This is a genomic window from Pseudomonas sp. NPDC096950, assembly GCF_044762525.1.
Taxonomy (GTDB): Bacteria; Pseudomonadota; Gammaproteobacteria; order Pseudomonadales; family Pseudomonadaceae; genus Aquipseudomonas.
Genome location: NZ_JBIWEL010000021.1, coordinates 107,194 through 124,998 on the forward strand (window position 1 = coordinate 107,194; position 17,805 = coordinate 124,998).

Here is a 17,805-nt window from a genome sequence, read left to right on the forward strand (position 1 = left end):
TCATACAGGATAGCTAGGGTGTGCGCATGAATGATCTGGCCAATTCCACCATGACTACCAATCCCCCCAAGCGAATTGACTTCAATACGCCTGAGTTGCAACGCAAGCGCCGTATTCGTGCGCTCAAAGATCGCCTGACCCGCTGGTACGTCCTCGTCGGCGGCCTCGCCGTCCTCGGCGCGATCACGCTGATCTTCTTCTTCCTGGCCTACGTCGTCGCGCCGCTGTTCCAGGGTGCCAGCCTGACCGCCAAGGACGCCATCACGCCGGCCTGGATTCAGGACGCCGGCAAACCGTTGATGATCTCCCTTGAAGAACAGAACCAGGTCGCCATGCGGGTTTCCGACAAGGGCCAGGCGCTGTTCTTCGACATCGACAGCGGCGCCGAACTCAAGCGCGTCGATCTGCCGATCCCGGCCGGCACCACCGTAACGTCCATCGGGGAAGACCAGCCAGGTCATCCGCTGGTCGCGGTAGGTCTGTCCAACGGCCAGGCGCTGGTGTTCCGTCACACCTATAAAGTCAGCTACCCGGAAGGCAAGAAGACCATCTCGCCGGCCGTTGAATATCCGTACGGCGATAAGCCAGTGGCGCTGAACGAAGCGGGCGGTGCGCTGGAGCACGTCAGCCTCAACGCCACCGACACCACGCTGATGCTGGTCGGCTCCACCGGTTCGCAACTCAATGTGCTGTCGCTGAGCAGCGAAGAAAACATGATGACGGGCGAAGTCACCACCGAGCAGAAGCGCATCGATCTGCCGCAAATGACCGAGCCGGTGAAGAACATCTTCGTCGACCCGCGCCAGCAGTGGTTGTATGTGATTAACGGGCGTGCCCAGGCCGACGTGTTCAGCCTGCGCGACAAGAGCCTCAACGGTCGCTACAAACTGTTGGAAAACGGCGATGCCGAGATTACTGCCAGCACCCAACTGGTGGGCGGTATCTCGCTGATCATGGGTGATTCCAAGGGTGGTCTGGCCCAGTGGTTCATGGCCCGCGACCCGGATGGCGAACTGCGCTTGAAGCAGATCCGCACCTTCCAGATGGGCACTACGCCAATCGTTGAAATCACCGCTGAAGAACGTCGCAAAGGCTTCATCGCCCTCGACGCCTCCGGCAAGCTCGGTGTGTTCCACAGCACCGCGCATCGCACCTTGCTGGTGGATCAGGTGGTCGAAGGCCAGGGGATTTTCGGTCTGTCGCCACGGGCCAACCGCGTGATCGTGGAAGCGGGCGGCAAGATCCAGCCGCTGCTGCTCGACAACCCGCACCCGGAAGTGTCGTGGAGCGCGTTGTGGAGCAAGGTCTGGTACGAGAACTACGACGAGCCTAAATACGTCTGGCAATCGACCGCCGCCAACACCGACTTCGAACCCAAGCTGAGCCTGTCTCCGCTGACCTTCGGTACGCTGAAAGCCGCGTTCTACGCCATGCTGCTGGCCGCGCCACTGGCCGTCGCTGCGGCGATCTACACCGCGTACTTCATGGCTCCGGGCATGCGCCGCAAGGTCAAACCGGTGATCGAGCTGATGGAAGCGATGCCGACGGTGATCCTCGGTTTCTTCGCCGGCCTGTTCCTCGCCCCTTATGTGGAAGGGCATTTGCCAGGCATTTTCAGCCTGTTGATGCTGCTGCCGATTGGCGTGCTGGTGGCCGGTTTCATCTTCAGCCGCCTGCCTGAGTCCATCCGCCTGAAAGTGCCGGACGGCTGGGAAGCCGCGATTCTGATCCCGGTGATCCTGTTTGTGGGCTGGTTGTCGCTGTACATGAGCCCGTACATGGAAACCTGGTTCTTCGGCGGCGACATGCGCATGTGGATTTCCCACGACCTGGGCATCACCTACGACCAGCGCAACGCCTTGGTGGTCGGTCTGGCCATGGGCTTCGCGGTGATCCCGAACATCTACTCCATCGCCGAAGACGCCGTGTTCAGCGTGCCTCGCGGCCTGACCCTCGGTTCCCTGGCCCTTGGTGCCACGCCGTGGCAGACCATGACCCGCGTGGTGATCCTCACCGCCAGCCCGGGCATCTTCTCGGCGCTGATGATCGGCATGGGCCGCGCGGTCGGTGAAACGATGATCGTGCTGATGGCCACCGGTAACACCCCGGTCATGGAAATGAACCTGTTCGAAGGCCTGCGCACCCTGGCCGCCAACGTCGCGGTGGAAATGCCGGAGTCGGAAGTTGGCGGCAGCCACTACCGCGTGCTGTTCCTCTCGGCGCTGGTGCTGCTGTTGTTCACCTTCGTCATGAACACCCTCGCGGAACTGATTCGTCAGCGTCTGCGCAAGAAATACTCGTCGCTTTAAGAAAGGTAGAAGTCTGTGAAACAGAACTCCCTGAAAGGATGGTTCAAGAGCGGCGCCCCCGGCGTCTGGATCAGCGGTGGCGCGGTGTCCATCGCGGTCATCATGACCATTGGCTTGCTGGCAGTGATTGCCGTGCGCGGTCTGGGCCACTTCTGGCCGGCGGACCTGGTGCACGCCAGTTACGACGTGCCGGGCCAGGCCAATCATTTGGTCATCGGCGAAGTGGTGCAGAAAGAAGAAGTGCCCCGCGAGCGCCTGAAAAGCGCTGGCCTGCCGGTGCCCGATCAGGGCCCGGAGTTCATGACCCGCGAGCTGATCAAGGTCGGCAACCGTGACTTGAACGGCAACGACTTCACCTGGATCGTCGGCGAGTGGCTGACCAACCAGAAGACGCCGCCAGAGCTGATGACCATCGAGCGTCGTGAGTGGGGCAACTTCTACGGTTACCTGGTCAACGTCAAACAGGACGGCAAGGTGATCGCCGAAGGCGAAGCGGCATGGCCGGAATTGCAGGCCCGTGTCGATCGCGTCAACAAGCTCGCGGCACAGCTCAAGACTTTGGAGAAATCCGACATCGGCGCGATCAACGCCGGTCTGGAGCGCATCCGTCTGCACGGTCGCAAACTGGAACTGGCCGGCAAACTGGACGCTACCGCACAAGCCGACATGGACGCAGAAAAGGCTGAACTGAACGCCCGTTATCAGGACATCGAAGCGCGCCTCAGCGACCTGCACGCCCAGTTCAACCGCGACAGCCTCACCGCTCGTGATGCCAACGGCAAAGAACTCGAAATCGGCATCGGCAAAGTGGTTCACGCCTACCAGCCGAACGCCATGGGCACTTTTACCAAGGTCGGCTTCTACTTTGGCAAGGTCTGGGAATTCCTGTCCGACGACCCGCGTGAAGCGAATACCGAAGGCGGGATCTTCCCGGCGATCTTCGGCACCGTGATGATGACCCTGATCATGGCGATGATCGTGACGCCGTTCGGCGTGCTGGCAGCGGTTTACTTGCGTGAATACGCCAAGCAAAACGCCCTGACCCGGATCATCCGCATCGCCGTGAACAACCTGGCAGGCGTTCCAGCCATCGTTTACGGGGTGTTCGGCCTGGGCTTCTTCGTCTACGTACTCGGCGGCTCGCTGGACCGGATCTTCTTCCCCGAAGCTCTGCCTGCGCCGACCTTCGGTACGCCGGGCCTGCTCTGGGCCTCGCTGACCCTGGCATTGCTGGCGGTGCCGGTGGTGATCGTGGCCACCGAAGAAGGTCTGGCGCGGATTCCTCGTACCGTGCGTGAGGGCTCGTTGGCCCTCGGCGCGACCAAGGCTGAAACCTTGTGGAAGATCGTGCTGCCAATGGCCAGCCCGGCGATGATGACCGGGATGATCCTCGCCGTGGCTCGCGCCGCCGGTGAAGTGGCGCCGCTGATGCTGGTAGGTGTGGTGAAACTGGCGCCGTCGCTGCCGGTGGACGGCAACTACCCGTACCTGCACCTTGACCAGAAGATCATGCACTTGGGCTTCCATATTTATGACGTCGGCTTCCAGAGCCCGAACGTCGAAGCGGCCCGACCGCTGGTGTACGCCACCGCGCTGTTGCTGGTGCTGGTGATCGCCACGTTGAACTTGTCGGCCGTGTACATACGCAACCACCTGCGCGAGAAATACAAAGCGCTGGATAGTTAAAGGTCGGCGCGGACCTTGTGGGAGCGGGCTTGCTCGCGAAGCTTTTGGCGGCCGTGAGGGCCCCTTCGCGAGCAAGCCCGCTCCCACAGTAGTCCGCGTCCAACCGAACATTTATTGGGCATGCCGCGAAGCGGTGGTCCGAACCGAATTTGTTAGCACAGGGAGCCTCCCATGCAGCACGAAGCACACACCCACGGCATCAACATGTCGGCCCTGGGCCGCGACAAACAGAGCCTGAGTCTCGAGCAGGAAACCGTGGCCATTGAAGTGCCGGGCCTGAGCCTGTTCTACGGCGAGAAACAAGCGCTGTACGACGTCAGCATGAACATTCCGAAACAGCGCGTGACGGCTTTCATCGGCCCGTCCGGCTGCGGTAAGTCCACGTTGCTGCGGACCTTCAACCGCATGAACGACCTGGTAGACGGTTGCCGCGTCGAAGGCGCGATCAACCTCTACGGCAACAACATCTACCGCAAGGGCGAAGACGTGGCCGAGCTGCGTCGCCGTGTGGGCATGGTGTTCCAGAAGCCGAACCCGTTCCCGAAAACCATCTATGAAAACGTGGTCTACGGTCTGCGCATCCAGGGCATCAACAAGAAGCGCATCCTCGACGAAGCCGTCGAGTGGGCACTGAAAGGCGCGGCGCTGTGGGATGAAGTCAAAGATCGCCTGCATGAATCGGCACTCGGCTTGTCCGGTGGTCAGCAGCAACGTCTGGTGATCGCCCGCACCATCGCCGTGGAGCCGGAAGTGCTGCTGCTCGACGAACCGTGCTCGGCCCTCGACCCGATCTCGACGTTGAAAGTCGAAGAGCTGATCTACGAACTGAAATCCAAGTTCACCATCGTGATCGTGACCCACAACATGCAACAAGCCGCGCGGGTTTCCGACTACACGGCGTTCATGTACATGGGCAAACTGGTGGAATTCGGCGACACCGACACCTTGTTCACCAATCCGGCGAAGAAGCAGACCGAAGACTACATTACCGGTCGTTACGGCTAGGAAGCTGTTGTTGCTCACTGAACTGACGCTGCGGTCCACCGCACCTTACCGGACGCTCCAAGGACGCCAACATGATTAGTAAAGAAGGCCTTACCCACCACATTTCCGCGCAGTTCAACGCCGAGCTCGAGGAAGTGCGCAGCCACCTCCTGGCCATGGGCGGGCTGGTGGAAAAGCAGGTCAACGACGCGGTGACCGCGCTGATCGAGGCCGACTCCGGCCTGGCCCAGCAGGTGCGCGAGATCGACGACCAGATCAACCAGATGGAACGCAACATCGACGAAGAATGCCTGCGCATCCTGGCCCGTCGTCAGCCGGCGGCGTCCGACTTGCGTTTGATCATCAGCATTTCCAAGTCGGTGATTGACCTGGAACGCATCGGTGACGAAGCCACCAAGATCGCCCGTCGCGCCATCCAGTTGTGCGAAGAAGGCGAAGCGCCGCGCGGTTACGTCGAGGTTCGCCACATCGGCGACCAGGTGCGCAACATGGTGCGCGACGCGCTGGATGCGTTTGCCCGTTTTGACGCTGACCTGGCGTTGTCGGTGGCGCAGTACGACAAGATCATCGACCGCGAATACAAGACCGCCCTGCGTGAGCTGGCGACCTACATGATGGAAGACCCACGCTCTATCTCGCGGGTCTTGAGCATCATTTGGGTGTTGCGCTCCCTGGAGCGGATCGGCGACCACGCGCGCAACATCTCCGAGCTGGTGATTTATCTGGTGCGCGGCACCGATGTGCGGCACCTTGGCCTCAAGCGCATGAAAGAAGAAGTTGAAGGCACAAGTGGCGAAACCGCTAATGTTCCGGGCAAAGCTGACGATAAGTAAGATTGCCTGAGAAAAGCGCCCGGCCTTTTGGCTGGGCGTTTTTGTTTGCGGCAAATGAATTCGAAAGCAGCACCCGCGAACGAAAAGTCCCGGCGTGACTGAAGGTTTTTGGCAATGTGCCATCAGCAAAGCGGTATGCTTGCCGGGATTTTTTAAAGGGGTTGTGGATGAGTAAGGTCAGTGTGTTGGTCGTGGACGATGCGTCGTTCATTCGTGACCTGGTGAAGAAGTGCCTGCGCAACTACTTTCCGGGCATTCGGATCGAAGATGCGGTCAACGGCAAGAAGGCTCAGTCGATTCTGGCGCGTGAAGCGTTCGACCTGGTGCTGTGTGACTGGGAAATGCCGGAAATGTCCGGCCTGGAACTGCTGACCTGGTGCCGCGAGCAGGACAACCTCAAGACCATGCCGTTCGTGATGGTGACCAGCCGTGGCGACAAGGAAAACGTGGTGCAGGCGATTCAGGCCGGGGTTTCCGGTTATGTCAGCAAGCCATTCACCAACGAGCAACTGCTGACCAAGGTCAAGCAGGCGCTGAACAAGGTCGGCAAGCTCGACACCTTGATGAACAGCGCACCGACCAAGATGAACTCGGCGTTCGGCAACGATTCCCTGAGCGCCCTGACCGGTGGCAAGGCTGAGGTGGTCGGCGCAGCACCTGCCGTCAACCCGTTCGCCAAACCTGTCGCCGCTGCGCCAGCCCCGGCGGCTGCTCCTTCCCGGGGCCTGCTCAACAGCCCGCCGGTCAAGGCCCCGGCTGCTGCGGGCGCACCGGTTGGTGGTCGTGGCCAGGGCCAATTGCGCCTGTCGAGCGGCACCCAGCCCTGCGTGATCAAGGCCTTGAGCCTGAAGGAAGCGCTGCTGGTGGTCAAACGCACCGACATCCTGCCGCAAGTGCTCGAAAGCGCAGTGCTCGACCTGGAGCAGGGCGACAACGCCGAAACCGCGCGCTTGAACGGCTACCTGCACGCCATCGTCGCCCACGAGCAAAAGCCTGACAGCGAATGGCTGCAACTGACCTTCCGTTTTGTGGACAAGGATGCGCAGAAGCTCGACTACATCTCCCGCCTGATTGCCCGTGGTACTGCGCAGAAGCATTTCGTACCCGGCGCGTAATCTTCGTCGCCTGCCAGTAAGCCTTCGCGGGCAAGCCTCGCTCCCACATTTGAAATGCATTCCAACTGTGGGAGCGGGCTTGCTCGCGAAGGGGCCGGAACAAACTCCGCAAAAACATCCCGTAGCCTCTAGCCACACATCAGATTCCACAGTGCTTGTCTTGATTTATATCGGTTTCGATATAGTCTGATCCATAGCGATCTTCCCCAGCCATGCCTTGAAACAACCTCGCTCTGCGTGACTCGTTAGCGTCGATTACCCTTTTTCCTGTCAACAACAGAGGAGAGGTTGATGCCAAGACACAAGGATGTGGTGTTTATCGGGAGCGCACTAAAGGATCTGAAAGAGTTCCCGCTCGACGCGCGAAGAACTGCCGGCTTTCAGTTGGATCTGCTGCAACAGGGGGAAGAGCCTTGCGACTGGCGGCCGATGAAAACGGTAGGGCGGGGAGTCAATGAAATCAGGATCACCGAGACGTCAGGGGCCTATCGAGTGTTGTATGTGGTTAACCGGCCAGAGGCCATTTATGTGCTGCATGCATGGAACAAGACAACTCGTAAAACCGAAACGCGTGATATCGAACTGGCACGTGCCAGATTGCAGGAAATAGGTTAACGCCATGACTGATCATCAAAACCCTGTCCAGCGGTTCGCCAATGTCTGGGATGCGCTGGAAGATACACCTCAAGAGGCCGCGAACATGCGCCTGCGCTCCAAGTTGATGCTGGAGCTGCGCAACGTCATTCGTGGATGGGAGCTGTCCCAAAAAGAGGCAGCCAAACGACTGAACATCACCCAGCCACGACTTAATGATGTGCTGAGCGGCAAGATCGACAAGTTCTCCCTGGATGCCTTGGTGAACCTGTCCACTGCGGCGCAACTGGATGTGGATATCACATTCCAACCGTTTGGCCTTGGTACCGCGCAGTAGCACTTTGTGTCGGGTGCTTGGGGGCGACAGCGCCTGAAAGTAAGCCTTCGCGAGCAAGCCCGCTCCCACATTGGAATGCATTCCCCTGTGGGAACGATCATTTGAAACATCTGCCGACTACCCAGGTCCATTGCACCTGCTAGGCTCCTTCCCAAGCCTTATTCGACAGACTCTTGCCCATGCTCGCGCGCCTGCTGTTTTTCTGTGGTCTTTTCATGGCCTCCACCTCGGCTGTGGCCATGACCATTTACAAATCCACCGATGCCAATGGCGTGGTCTCCTACAGCGACCGCCCCACAAAAGGCTCCCAGGTGTTTGTTTTTCGGGACCGGATGGTCGAGCACCTGGAGCGCCAGGTGTACCTCGACATCAAGAAGCAGAAGGGCGTGGATGTGGTGTTTGTGCGCAACGATCTGTATGCACCGGTGGAGGTCGAGCTGAGCTTTGCCGGGTTGAGCAACGTCAAGGGGGCGCCGAGCCAACCGATTCGCCGGGTCTTGCCGGCGCGCAGCAACTCGCGCCTGGCGCTGCTGACGGCGATTACCGGCGGCAAGCCGCTGGTGTATACCCCGAGCTTCCAATATTCCATGGGCGACCCTTCAGGCGCCGCTCAGAGCTATCGTTATCCCTTCCCCTGGCATGGCGGGCCGTTTCGCTTGAGCCAGGGCGCGAATGGCCAATACAGCCACTTCGGTGCCAAGAACCGCTACGCGATGGACATCGCCATGCCTGAAGGCACGCCGATCATCGCGGCGCGGGCCGGGATGGTGGTGAAAACCGAAAATGGCCAGAGCGGCCGCGGCAATGATCCATCCGGCAATTTCGTGCGGGTGCTGCACGATGACGGGACCATGGGCGTGTACCTGCACCTCAAGCAAGGCTCGGTGAGCGTGCGTGAAGGTCAACGGGTGACGGTGGGCAGTGCGTTGGCGTTGTCGGGCAATACCGGCAACAGCAGCGGGCCGCACCTGCATTTCGTGGTGCAGCGCAATACCGGGTTGGGGCTGGTGTCGATTCCATACCAGTTCAATCAACCGGTGGGGGCGTTACCGAACTTTGCGTTGGGCAAGCAATGATGTGTTGTCGGGTCTGACGCCTTCGCGAGCAAGCCCGCTCCCACATTTGAAATGCATTCCAATGTGAGAGCGGGCTTGCTCGCGAAGGGAGCGACTCGGTTTCGAACTGTGATCGCTTAATCCAGCATCAACACCTTGGCCAAAATAATCTTCGGCCCTTTCATCTTCTTGATGATGATCCGCAAGCCTTCGACTTCCAGCACTTCTTCCTCTTCCGGCACCCGTTTCAGGGTTTCGTAAACCAGCCCGGCGAGGGTTTCGGCTTCGATGTGGTCCAGGTCGATGCCCAGCAGGCGTTCAACCTTGAACAGCGGCGTATCGCCCCGCACCAGCAGTTTGCCCGGCTGATACGCGAGGATCCCGCGTTCGGCCTTGCGGTGTTCGTCCTGAATGTCGCCCACCAGCACTTCCAGCACGTCTTCCATGGTCAGGTAGCCGATGATGTTGCCGTCGGCTTCTTCGACCACGGCGAAGTGCGAACCGCCCTTGCGGAACTGTTCCAGCAGTTGCGACAGCGGCATGTGCCGCGAGATGCGCTCCAGTGGGCGGGTCAGCTCGGCCAGGTTGAACGACTCGGGAATGTGGTCCAGGGCTGCCAGTTCCAGCAGCAGGTCCTTGATGTGCAGCAGGCCGACGAACTCCTGGCGCTCACTGTCGTACACCGGATAACGGCTGAATTTGTGGCGGCGGAACAGCGCGAGGATTTCCTTGAGCGGCGCGTTGAACTCCAGCGTCACCAGGTCTTCCCGGGAGTTGGCCCAGTCCACCACTTCCAGCTCGCCCATCTCCACCGCCGAGGCCAACACACGCATGCCTTGGTCGCTCGGGTCCTGGCCACGGCTGGAGTGCAGGATCAGTTTCAGTTCTTCACGGCTGTAATGGTGTTCGTGATGCGGGCCGGGTTCGCCTTGGCCTGCGATGCGCAGGATCGTGTTGGCGCTGGCGTTGAGCAGGTAAATCGCCGGGTACATGGCCCAGTAGAACAGGTACAGCGGCACGGCGGTCCAGAGCGACAGCAGCTCCGGTTTACGGATCGCCCACGACTTGGGCGCCAGTTCACCGACCACGATGTGCAGGTACGAAATGACGAAGAACGCGGCGAAGAACGACACGCCTTTGATCACTTCGGCCGACTGCACGCCGACGGCTTCAAGGATCGGTTCGAGAATGTGAGCGAACGCTGGTTCACCGACCCAGCCAAGACCCAGGGAGGCGAGGGTGATACCCAACTGGCAGGCCGAGAGGTAGGCATCGAGCTGACTGTGCACGGTGCGCAAGATATGTCCGCGCCAGCCGTTTTTCTCAGCGATGGCCTCGACCCGGGTCGAGCGCAGTTTGACCATGGCAAATTCCGCCGCAACGAAAAATCCGTTGAGCAAAACCAGGATCAGAGCAAAAAGAATCATGCCGAAATCGGCGAAGAGTGTCGCGAGGGTCAAGCCAGGGGATGGGTCCATGATGGAGTTTTGCGGGTTCCGTGTATTCAAAAAAGAGGGAAATGCAGTGCCTGAAGGGCAGGCACAAGTCAGCCAATGTAGCGGCTGACTCGGTGATTGCCTAGTGGCGAGTGCTGGCCGGTATCAATCGGCGGCGCTGATCGCGCGGGTTTTGGTCACCTGAGCCGGCGCGAAATGGCAGGTAAACGTGCTGCCATGCCCCGGCACGCTGCTGATTTCCATCCGCGCGCGGTGACGCAGCAGCACGTGTTTGACGATCGCCAGGCCCAGCCCGGTGCCGCCGGTGTTGGAGTTGCGGCTGGAATCCACGCGGTAGAAACGTTCGGTCAGGCGCGGCAGGTGTTTGCTGTCGATGCCAATCCCGGAATCCTGCACGCTCAAGTGCGCGCCTTGATCATCGCCCCACCAACGAATGCGGATATTGCCTTCGGCCGGGGTGTATTTCACCGCGTTGAACACCAGGTTGGAAAACGCGCTGCGCAATTCGGCTTCGCTGCCCTTGAGCAGAATCGTCGCATCGGCTTCCAGGGTTATGCGCTGATTCTTCTGGGCGGACAACTGCTGGGCGTCGCTCTTGATTGACTTCAGCAAGCTATCGATGACCACCGGCTGGTTGTCCGACGGATAATCCGTGGCTTCCAGCTTGGCCAGCAGTAGCAAGTCATTGAGCAACGTCTGCATGCGCCCGCCTTGCTGTTGCATCTGCTGCAAGGCACGGGTCCAGCGCGGGTTCACGTCTTCGACGTTATCGAGCAGGGTTTCCAGGTAGCCGCAGATCACGGTCAGCGGCGTGCGCAGCTCGTGGGAGACGTTGGCGATGAAGTCTTTGCGCATCTGCTCAAGCTGATGAATGCGGGTCACATCACGCACCAGCATCAAGTGCTCGTTGTTGCCGTAACGTGTGATGTACAGCTGAATGCGCAGGCGATCATTGATCGGCGATGGGATTTCCAGCGGCTCGGCGTAGCTGTCCTGCTCGAAGTATTCCTTGAAACGCGGATGACGCACCAGATTGGTCACCGGTTGGCCGCTGTCTTGTGGAGTCTTGAGGCCGAGAAGGGTTTCGGCGGCGCGGTTCCACCATTCCAGGTTGCCGTCGCTGTCGAGCATGATCACCGCGTCTTTCAGCGCGGCGGTGGATTCCTGGACCCGGTCGATCACCGCTTGCAGGCGCCCGCGCACTCGTTGGTCGCGGCGTTGCAGGTGGTAGATACTGTCGAACACTTCGCCCCACAGGCCATAGCCATCGGGCGGTGCTTCATCGGGTTTGTGCAGGCGCAGCCATTCGTGCAGGCGCAGCAGCTGCTTGAGGGTCCAGGCCAGGTAAAGACCCAGCCCAGCGGCGAGGCTCCAGCCGTAGTAGCCGGAAATCAGGCCGATCACCAGGCAGGCGGTGACCAGCAACAGCATGTGGCGAATCAGGGTGCCATGCCAGTTTTGGTTCACGGAAACTTGCGTCCTTGTCAGCGAGCCGGGCAGTCAGCTCAGGCCTTGGTGGAAAACCGGTAGCCGGTGCCGCGCACGGTTTGTACCAGATTTTCGTAGGCATCGCCGAGGGCTTTGCGCAGGCGCCGGATGTGCACGTCGACGGTGCGTTCTTCGACATAGACATTGCCGCCCCAGACCTGATCCAGCAACTGGCCACGGGTATAGGCGCGTTCCTGGTGGGTCATGAAGAATTGCAGCAGGCGGTATTCGGTCGGGCCCATCTCGGCGGGTTTGCCGTCGATGGTCACGCGGTGGCTGATCGGGTCCAGCAGCAGGCCGCCGACTTCGATCGGGGTTTCACCGTCGGTCGGGCCGGCGCGGCGTAGCACGGCTTTGAGGCGCGCGACCAGCTCACGGGGGGAAAACGGTTTGGTGATGTAATCGTCGGCGCCGACTTCCAGGCCTTGGATCTTGTTGTCCTCTTCGCCCTTGGCGGTGAGCATGATGATCGGGATGCCCCCGGTCAGCTCATCGCGCTTGAGGCGTCGGGCCAACTCGATGCCGGAGGTGCCGGGCAGCATCCAGTCCAGCAGGATCAGGTCCGGCTTGCGGTCGACGATGATGGCATGGGCCTGCTGGGAGTTCTCCGCCTCCAGGCAGTCATAGCCGGCCATTTCCAACGCAACGGCGATCATTTCGCGAATGGGCGCTTCGTCGTCGACGATCAGAATGCTCCTGCCAACCATGCCTTAATCCTCTTGTCATTTAACTGTCTTGCGCCGCATTAGATAACGGAATTATTGCAGTCGTGTGACAGTATTTTAGTCGCCCTGCGATTGTCATGATCCTGAACTAAGCTCTAAGTCCGAATCCTGACAACCACAAAAGGAAGGTTTCCATGAAGCAATACTCGCAATCTTTCAAAGCCCTGATGCTGACTGCGGTCCTGGCTTTGCCGACAATGGCCTTTGCTGCCGAGCCCGTCATGATGAAAGACGGCGTGATGGCCGACCATAAAGGCATGACCCTGTACACGTTCGACAAGGACACCGGCGGCAAATCGGTATGCACCGGGCAGTGCGCGGAAAACTGGCCGCCGTTCAAGGCTGAGGCGGGTGCCAAGGCTGAAGGCAAATGGTCGATCGTTAAACGCGACGATGGCACGATGCAGTGGGCTTACGACGGCAAGCCGCTTTACTACTTCATGAAAGACAAGAAACCGGGTGACAAGGAAGGCGACAAAATGAAGGACGTCTGGCACGTCATCACCAATTCCGGTCCAAAAATGTAATCTGTAGCAGCTGGCGAAGCCTGCGTCCGGCTGCGCAGCAGTCGTAAATCCTGCGTATGCGGTTCATCTGATACTCCGCATGAGCAGACTTTACGACTGCTTCGCAGCCGGACGCAGCCTGCGGCAGCTGCTACCTGAAAGCTCATCAGCGCAACGCGTAATCCAGCACAATCCCCACAAAAATCGCCAACCCCGCCCAGTGGTTGTGCAAGAACGCCTTGAAGCAACGCATCCGGTCCTTGCCCCGGGTGTACCAGAACTCCCAGGCAAAACAGCCCGCCGCCGCCAGCAAACCGAGGTGGAACCAGCCACCGAGCTGGAATTTCGACCCGGCCAGCAGCAGGCAGCCCAGCGCTAGCCCTTGCAGGGTCAGGATGATCACCCGGTCCGCGTCGCCAAACAGAATCGCGGTGGATTTCACGCCGATCTTCAAATCGTCGTCACGGTCGGTCATGGCGTAATAGGTGTCGTAGCCGACAGTCCACAACAGGTTGGCAATCCACAGCAACCAGGCTGCCGCCGGCAATTCACCGGTCTCGGCAGTGAACGCCATCGGCATCCCCCAGGAAAACGCCGCGCCCAACACCACTTGCGGGTAATAGGTGTAGCGCTTCATGAAGGGGTAACTGAAGGCCAGCGCCAAACCACCCAGGGACAGCCAGACGGTCGGCGCATTGGTGCACAACACCAGCAAGAAGCTCACGCCCATCAGCACCGCGAAAAACACCAGGGCTTCTTTTGAGCTGATCTTGCCGCTCACCAGTGGTCGCTGTTCGGTGCGCTTTACGTGGCCGTCGACTTTGCGATCCGCCCAGTCATTGATCACGCAACCGCCGGCGCGGGTCAGTACCACCCCAAGGACGAAAATTACGATGTTGGCCAATGATGGCGAGCCCTTGCCGGCAATCCACAGCGCCCAAAGGGTCGGCCACAGCAGCAGGTAAATGCCGATCGGCTTGTCCATGCGGGTCAGCTGAATGAAATCCCAGGCCCGGGGATTCAAGCGGTTCAGGGACTTGAGCAGGCTGGTGTACATCAGCAGTTCTCCGGATGGGCGCGGGTGGCGAGCCACAAGGTCGGCAGGAAAATCTCGGCCACCAGCACGCTCAAGGCACCGCGATCGAAACGCGAACGGCGGCCCCACAGTTCGGGCACGCGTGACTCCAGCGGCAGCCATTCCTGAGGATAGTGGCAAACCTCGATGGCCTGGCGCTCGAACGCCCGATCACAAAACAGCAGTTCACCCAGCGAGCGGCTGCCCAGTTCGTCCATGTGCAATCCATCGCCCTGCAACGCACTGCGCGCCGCCACGCTGCGGGCGAACACCCAGGCTTGGCCGTTGCCGCGCAGATACACCTCGCGCACCCAGCCTTCGCTGCCATCGGCCAGGTCCAGCGCGGCACATTCATCGGCGCGCAACGCTTGCCAGCCTTCGAATAAAGGCGTGACGCTGAAGCGGTCATTCGACAGACGGATCAAGCGTCGGGTCAGCGATCCTTCGTCGAACAGCCAGTCCAGGGTAGAGGCGTCGGGGAGGGGGGCGAGTCGGTTTTGGGTGAGCCAGAAACGGGCTTTTGAGTGCGGCACAGTGAGTCATTATTGGCAGCAAATGAGGCGGCGAGCTTACCATGTCAGCCGGCGATTTTGATTGAGCCGGCCTGTTGCTGCGTCGAACAGGCTTGCATCTGCCGGGTTCGATCAGTACAAAACGCCCTGAGCCGGACGGCAACGCTTTACCCATCGACCGTTCGCGCCGACAAATGCCTGAATCCTGAGGAAGTAACTGAATGAAAAAGTGGCAATGTGTGGTCTGCGGCCTGATCTATAACGAAGCCGACGGCTGGCCGGATGACGGCATTGCACCGGGCACTCTGTGGCAGGACGTACCGGAAGACTGGCTATGCCCGGACTGCGGCGTGGGCAAGATGGATTTCGAAATGATCGAAATCAACTAAGACAACAAGAGGAGTAAGGCATGAACGCACCTGTCGTGATCGTCGGCACCGGCCTGGCTGGCTACAACCTGGCCCGGGAATTTCGCAAACTCGATGGCGAAACCCCGCTGCTGCTGATTACCGCCGATGACGGGCGTTCTTACTCCAAGCCGATGCTTTCCACCGGGTTCGGCAAAAACAAGGACGCCGACGGCTTGAGCATGGCCGAACCCGGCGCCATGGCCGAGCAATTGAAGGCCGAAATACGCACCCATACCCGCATCAGTGGCATCGATCCTGGCCACAAGCGTTTGTGGGTCGGCGAGGAGTCGGTGATCTACCGCGACCTGATCCTGGCCTGGGGCGCGGAAACCGTGCGGGTGCGGATCGAAGGCGATGGCGCTGATGCGGTATTCCCGATCAATGATTTGGAAGACTACGCACGCTTCCGTGCAGCGGCGGCGGGCAAGCGCCGGGTGCTGCTGCTGGGAGCCGGGCTCATCGGCTGCGAATTTGCCAACGACCTGATCCTCGGTGGTTACGAAGTGCAACTGGTGGCGCCGTGCGAACAGGTCATGCCTACCTTGCTGCACCCGGCAGCCGCCGCAGCGGTCCAGGCCGGGCTGGAAAGCCTCGGCGCACGCTTCCACCTCGGGCCGGTGCTCAATCGCCTGCAACGTGTGGCTGACGGGCTGGAAGCGCACCTGTCCGATGGCCAGGTCATCCCGTGCGACGTGGTGGTCTCGGCCATCGGCTTGCGTCCACGAATCGACCTGGCGGCCGCAGCGGGCGTGCAGGTCAATCGCGGCGTCGTGGTCGATCGTCACCTGAAGACTTCCCACGCCAATATCTACGCCTTGGGCGATTGCGCCGAGGTCGATGGGCTGAATCTGTTGTACGTAATGCCCCTCATGAGTTGTGCGAGAGCGCTGGCACAAACCCTGGCGGGAAATCCTACAGCGGTGAACTACGGCCCGATGCCGATCACCGTGAAAACCCCGGTCTGCCCACTGGTGGTTTCGCCGCCGCCACGGGGCACCGAAGGCGTCTGGACGGTCGAAGGGCAGGGCGCCGACATCAAGGTGCTGTGCCGTGATGGCTCGGGCAAATTGCTCGGTTATGCCCTGACCGGCGCGGCGGTGATGGAAAAACTCGCGTTGAACAAAGAGCTTCCGGCCCTGCTGGCGTAAATACTGGTCGTTCTGTCGGAATCACCCCGCTTTTGCCCCTACAAACGTCGCGCCGAGACTGGCGCGGCTCTTCCGTGCGTGCCATCCTCACTCCCGTCTGCCGCAGAGTAGAGCACCTGCGGCGCCTTGGGCGCTGTTCCAACGAGAACAGCACGGACATAACAACAAAAAACCGTCAAAGGGGCTTCACTAATGCGTAAACCAGAACTCGCCGCTGCAATCGCTGAAAAAGCAGACCTCACCAAAGAGCAGGCCAACCGCGTTCTCAACGCCGTTCTCGAAGAAATCACCGGCGCTCTGCACCGCAAGGACAGCGTCACGCTGGTGGGCTTCGGTACCTTCCTGCAACGCCACCGCGGTGCCCGCACCGGCAAAAACCCGCAAACCGGTGAGCCTGTGAAAATCAAGGCCAGCAACACCGTCGCCTTCAAGCCAGGCAAGTCGTTGAAAGACAGCGTTAATCCATAATTGCGGCGAACTCCCTGAATAACGGGGAGAACCGTATTGAAAAATGGGCATACCGATTGCGGTCGGATGCCCATTTTTTATGTGCGGCTCCGCAACTAACTGTAAGCGAGTCAACTTTCCCTCGAAAGTCCACCATCCTGCCTGTTCTCCTGATCAATAAGGCGCGTGTTGGGACCGTCGGCTCTCAGGCGTTCAGTGACAACTTTCGGCCAAAGATTACGAGAGCGGCGTTTGGCGAGGCTGTAGGTGAGTTCCTGAATTCGGTCCTGCGGGTAGAGCAATGGCTCGAGGATCAGTTTTGCTACATCGCTACTCTGCAGATAGTTTTTGCCACCGGCGTCCTTCTTCGCCTGTTTTAACTGCGCCAACGTGTGTTTGAAGCTGTCGCTCATTTTGAACCGCACGGCCAATTGGCTTTTCACAAACGCATCCGACTCACTGTGGTTGCCGTGCTCATCGAAATAAGGGCCGTTGTTCATATAGGAACGGAGGTACTCCCAAAAGCCTTTTTGCATCGCCAGTGACTTGCCGAAGGGCGGACCTAGGCTGACCATCAGCGCCGTTGCCGGATCTTCAAACTTCCACATGCGAATTTCCAACGAGGCGTTTTGCAGACCACCGATTTGAGTGCCTACCAGTTGAAACTCATTGGCTACGGCGATAATGCCGTCCCATGGGGCGTGGTACAGATCGCCGTCATGATCGAAGTACACTTCGCGGGTACGGCGGTTGAACAGGATGGGTAGGGGTAAGGGGCGAAGGATCTCCCACAGAAACGGCGCTAGAAAAAAGGTGGCTGCCATACTCAAGCCGACTGGGACGCCATCCCATTTCCCCTTGGACATCAGTAGCACTTCTATACATAACATTCCGAGTGCAACCCACCCAAAGAGCCCAGTTAACCGCCCCCGATCTGAATCGCCATCGGCTTGCAACGCCAGGTAATGCTCGGTGTGCTCATCGGTAACAATCAGCTCCTTTGGCTGCTCACCCGTTGATTTGTCCGCTGCAAGCATGACTGTGGGAATAGCACTGTAGGGAGGAGTCTCTGGCGAATTCATATCCATGCTCCTTCCATGATT

18 protein-coding genes are annotated in these 17,805 nt (G+C 59.8%); 12 read left to right on the top strand and 6 right to left on the bottom strand.

What is annotated here, in order from left to right; all coding sequences use genetic code 11:
* The first annotated feature begins 26 nt into the window (after positions 1-26).
* From ACIQY3_RS26190 to ACIQY3_RS26225, 8 genes are all read left to right on the top strand, one after another.
* Positions 27-2,309 carry an ABC transporter permease subunit gene (locus ACIQY3_RS26190; protein ID WP_403025614.1) on the top strand — a complete coding sequence of 761 codons (2,283 nt, stop codon included), beginning with the start codon at positions 27-29 and terminating at the stop codon, positions 2,307-2,309.
* 15 nt (positions 2,310-2,324) lie between these two features.
* Positions 2,325-3,995, top strand: a complete 1,671-nt coding sequence (pstA, locus tag ACIQY3_RS26195) for a phosphate ABC transporter permease PstA (RefSeq protein WP_403025617.1) — start codon at positions 2,325-2,327, stop codon at positions 3,993-3,995.
* A 171-nt stretch (positions 3,996-4,166) separates the two neighbouring features.
* Positions 4,167-5,000, top strand: coding sequence for a phosphate ABC transporter ATP-binding protein PstB (pstB, locus tag ACIQY3_RS26200; protein WP_007934504.1), 834 nt, complete (start codon positions 4,167-4,169; stop codon positions 4,998-5,000).
* A gap of 71 nt (positions 5,001-5,071) precedes the next feature.
* On the top strand, positions 5,072-5,833 hold the full coding sequence (gene phoU / locus ACIQY3_RS26205; RefSeq protein WP_008150055.1) for a phosphate signaling complex protein PhoU: 762 nt from the start codon (positions 5,072-5,074) through the stop codon (positions 5,831-5,833).
* A 167-nt stretch (positions 5,834-6,000) separates the two neighbouring features.
* A complete protein-coding gene (locus ACIQY3_RS26210; protein ID WP_403025622.1) occupies positions 6,001-6,948 on the top strand; it encodes a response regulator in 948 nt (315 codons plus the stop codon).
* A 291-nt stretch (positions 6,949-7,239) separates the two neighbouring features.
* Positions 7,240-7,563, top strand: coding sequence for a type II toxin-antitoxin system RelE/ParE family toxin (locus ACIQY3_RS26215; protein ID WP_403025625.1), 324 nt, complete (start codon positions 7,240-7,242; stop codon positions 7,561-7,563).
* Between the two features lie 4 nt (positions 7,564-7,567).
* Positions 7,568-7,879 (top strand): helix-turn-helix domain-containing protein, encoded by a 312-nt coding sequence (locus ACIQY3_RS26220; RefSeq protein WP_403025627.1) that lies wholly within the window; start codon positions 7,568-7,570, stop codon positions 7,877-7,879.
* 179 nt (positions 7,880-8,058) lie between these two features.
* Positions 8,059-8,955 (top strand): peptidoglycan DD-metalloendopeptidase family protein, encoded by an 897-nt coding sequence (locus ACIQY3_RS26225; protein WP_403025629.1) that lies wholly within the window; start codon positions 8,059-8,061, stop codon positions 8,953-8,955.
* A gap of 116 nt (positions 8,956-9,071) precedes the next feature.
* Here ACIQY3_RS26225 and ACIQY3_RS26230 read toward each other — a convergent pair whose 3' ends face one another.
* The 3 genes from ACIQY3_RS26230 to phoB form a co-directional block, all read right to left on the bottom strand.
* Positions 9,072-10,412, bottom strand: coding sequence for a hemolysin family protein (locus ACIQY3_RS26230; protein ID WP_054048336.1), 1,341 nt, complete (start codon positions 10,410-10,412; stop codon positions 9,072-9,074).
* 123 nt (positions 10,413-10,535) lie between these two features.
* Positions 10,536-11,822 carry a phosphate regulon sensor histidine kinase PhoR gene (gene phoR, locus ACIQY3_RS26235; RefSeq protein ID WP_403025673.1) on the bottom strand — a complete coding sequence of 429 codons (1,287 nt, stop codon included), beginning with the start codon at positions 11,820-11,822 and terminating at the stop codon, positions 10,536-10,538.
* A 74-nt stretch (positions 11,823-11,896) separates the two neighbouring features.
* Complete coding sequence (gene phoB / locus ACIQY3_RS26240) at positions 11,897-12,586, bottom strand: phosphate regulon transcriptional regulator PhoB (protein WP_403025632.1); 690 nt, start codon at positions 12,584-12,586, stop codon at positions 11,897-11,899.
* 152 nt (positions 12,587-12,738) lie between these two features.
* Here phoB and ACIQY3_RS26245 point away from each other — a divergent pair, with 152 nt between their 5' ends.
* Positions 12,739-13,131, top strand: coding sequence for a hypothetical protein (locus ACIQY3_RS26245; RefSeq protein WP_403025635.1), 393 nt, complete (start codon positions 12,739-12,741; stop codon positions 13,129-13,131).
* A 145-nt stretch (positions 13,132-13,276) separates the two neighbouring features.
* Here ACIQY3_RS26245 and ubiA read toward each other — a convergent pair whose 3' ends face one another.
* Positions 13,277-14,167, bottom strand: a complete 891-nt coding sequence (gene ubiA, locus ACIQY3_RS26250) for a 4-hydroxybenzoate octaprenyltransferase (RefSeq protein ID WP_403025638.1) — start codon at positions 14,165-14,167, stop codon at positions 13,277-13,279.
* On the bottom strand, positions 14,167-14,718 hold the full coding sequence (locus ACIQY3_RS26255) for a chorismate--pyruvate lyase family protein (protein ID WP_403025641.1): 552 nt from the start codon (positions 14,716-14,718) through the stop codon (positions 14,167-14,169). Before ACIQY3_RS26255 ends, ubiA begins: the two co-directional genes overlap by 1 nt.
* A 200-nt stretch (positions 14,719-14,918) precedes the next feature.
* Here ACIQY3_RS26255 and ACIQY3_RS26260 point away from each other — a divergent pair, with 200 nt between their 5' ends.
* The 3 genes from ACIQY3_RS26260 to ACIQY3_RS26270 all read left to right on the top strand — a co-directional run bounded on the left by ACIQY3_RS26260 (position 14,919) and on the right by ACIQY3_RS26270 (position 16,723).
* Positions 14,919-15,086, top strand: coding sequence for a rubredoxin (locus tag ACIQY3_RS26260; RefSeq protein ID WP_007954349.1), 168 nt, complete (start codon positions 14,919-14,921; stop codon positions 15,084-15,086).
* A 20-nt stretch (positions 15,087-15,106) separates the two neighbouring features.
* Positions 15,107-16,255 (top strand): NAD(P)/FAD-dependent oxidoreductase, encoded by a 1,149-nt coding sequence (locus tag ACIQY3_RS26265; RefSeq protein WP_403025644.1) that lies wholly within the window; start codon positions 15,107-15,109, stop codon positions 16,253-16,255.
* A 192-nt stretch (positions 16,256-16,447) separates the two neighbouring features.
* Entirely contained in the window at positions 16,448-16,723 is a 276-nt protein-coding gene (locus ACIQY3_RS26270; RefSeq protein ID WP_003213368.1) for an HU family DNA-binding protein, read from the top strand.
* Positions 16,724-16,833: 110 nt separating this feature from the next.
* Here ACIQY3_RS26270 and ACIQY3_RS26275 read toward each other — a convergent pair whose 3' ends face one another.
* The gene (locus ACIQY3_RS26275; protein WP_403025647.1) at positions 16,834-17,790 is read right to left on the bottom strand and encodes a hypothetical protein; all 957 of its coding nucleotides are present in this window, start codon (positions 17,788-17,790) and stop codon (positions 16,834-16,836) included.
* Positions 17,791-17,805 lie beyond the last annotated feature (15 nt).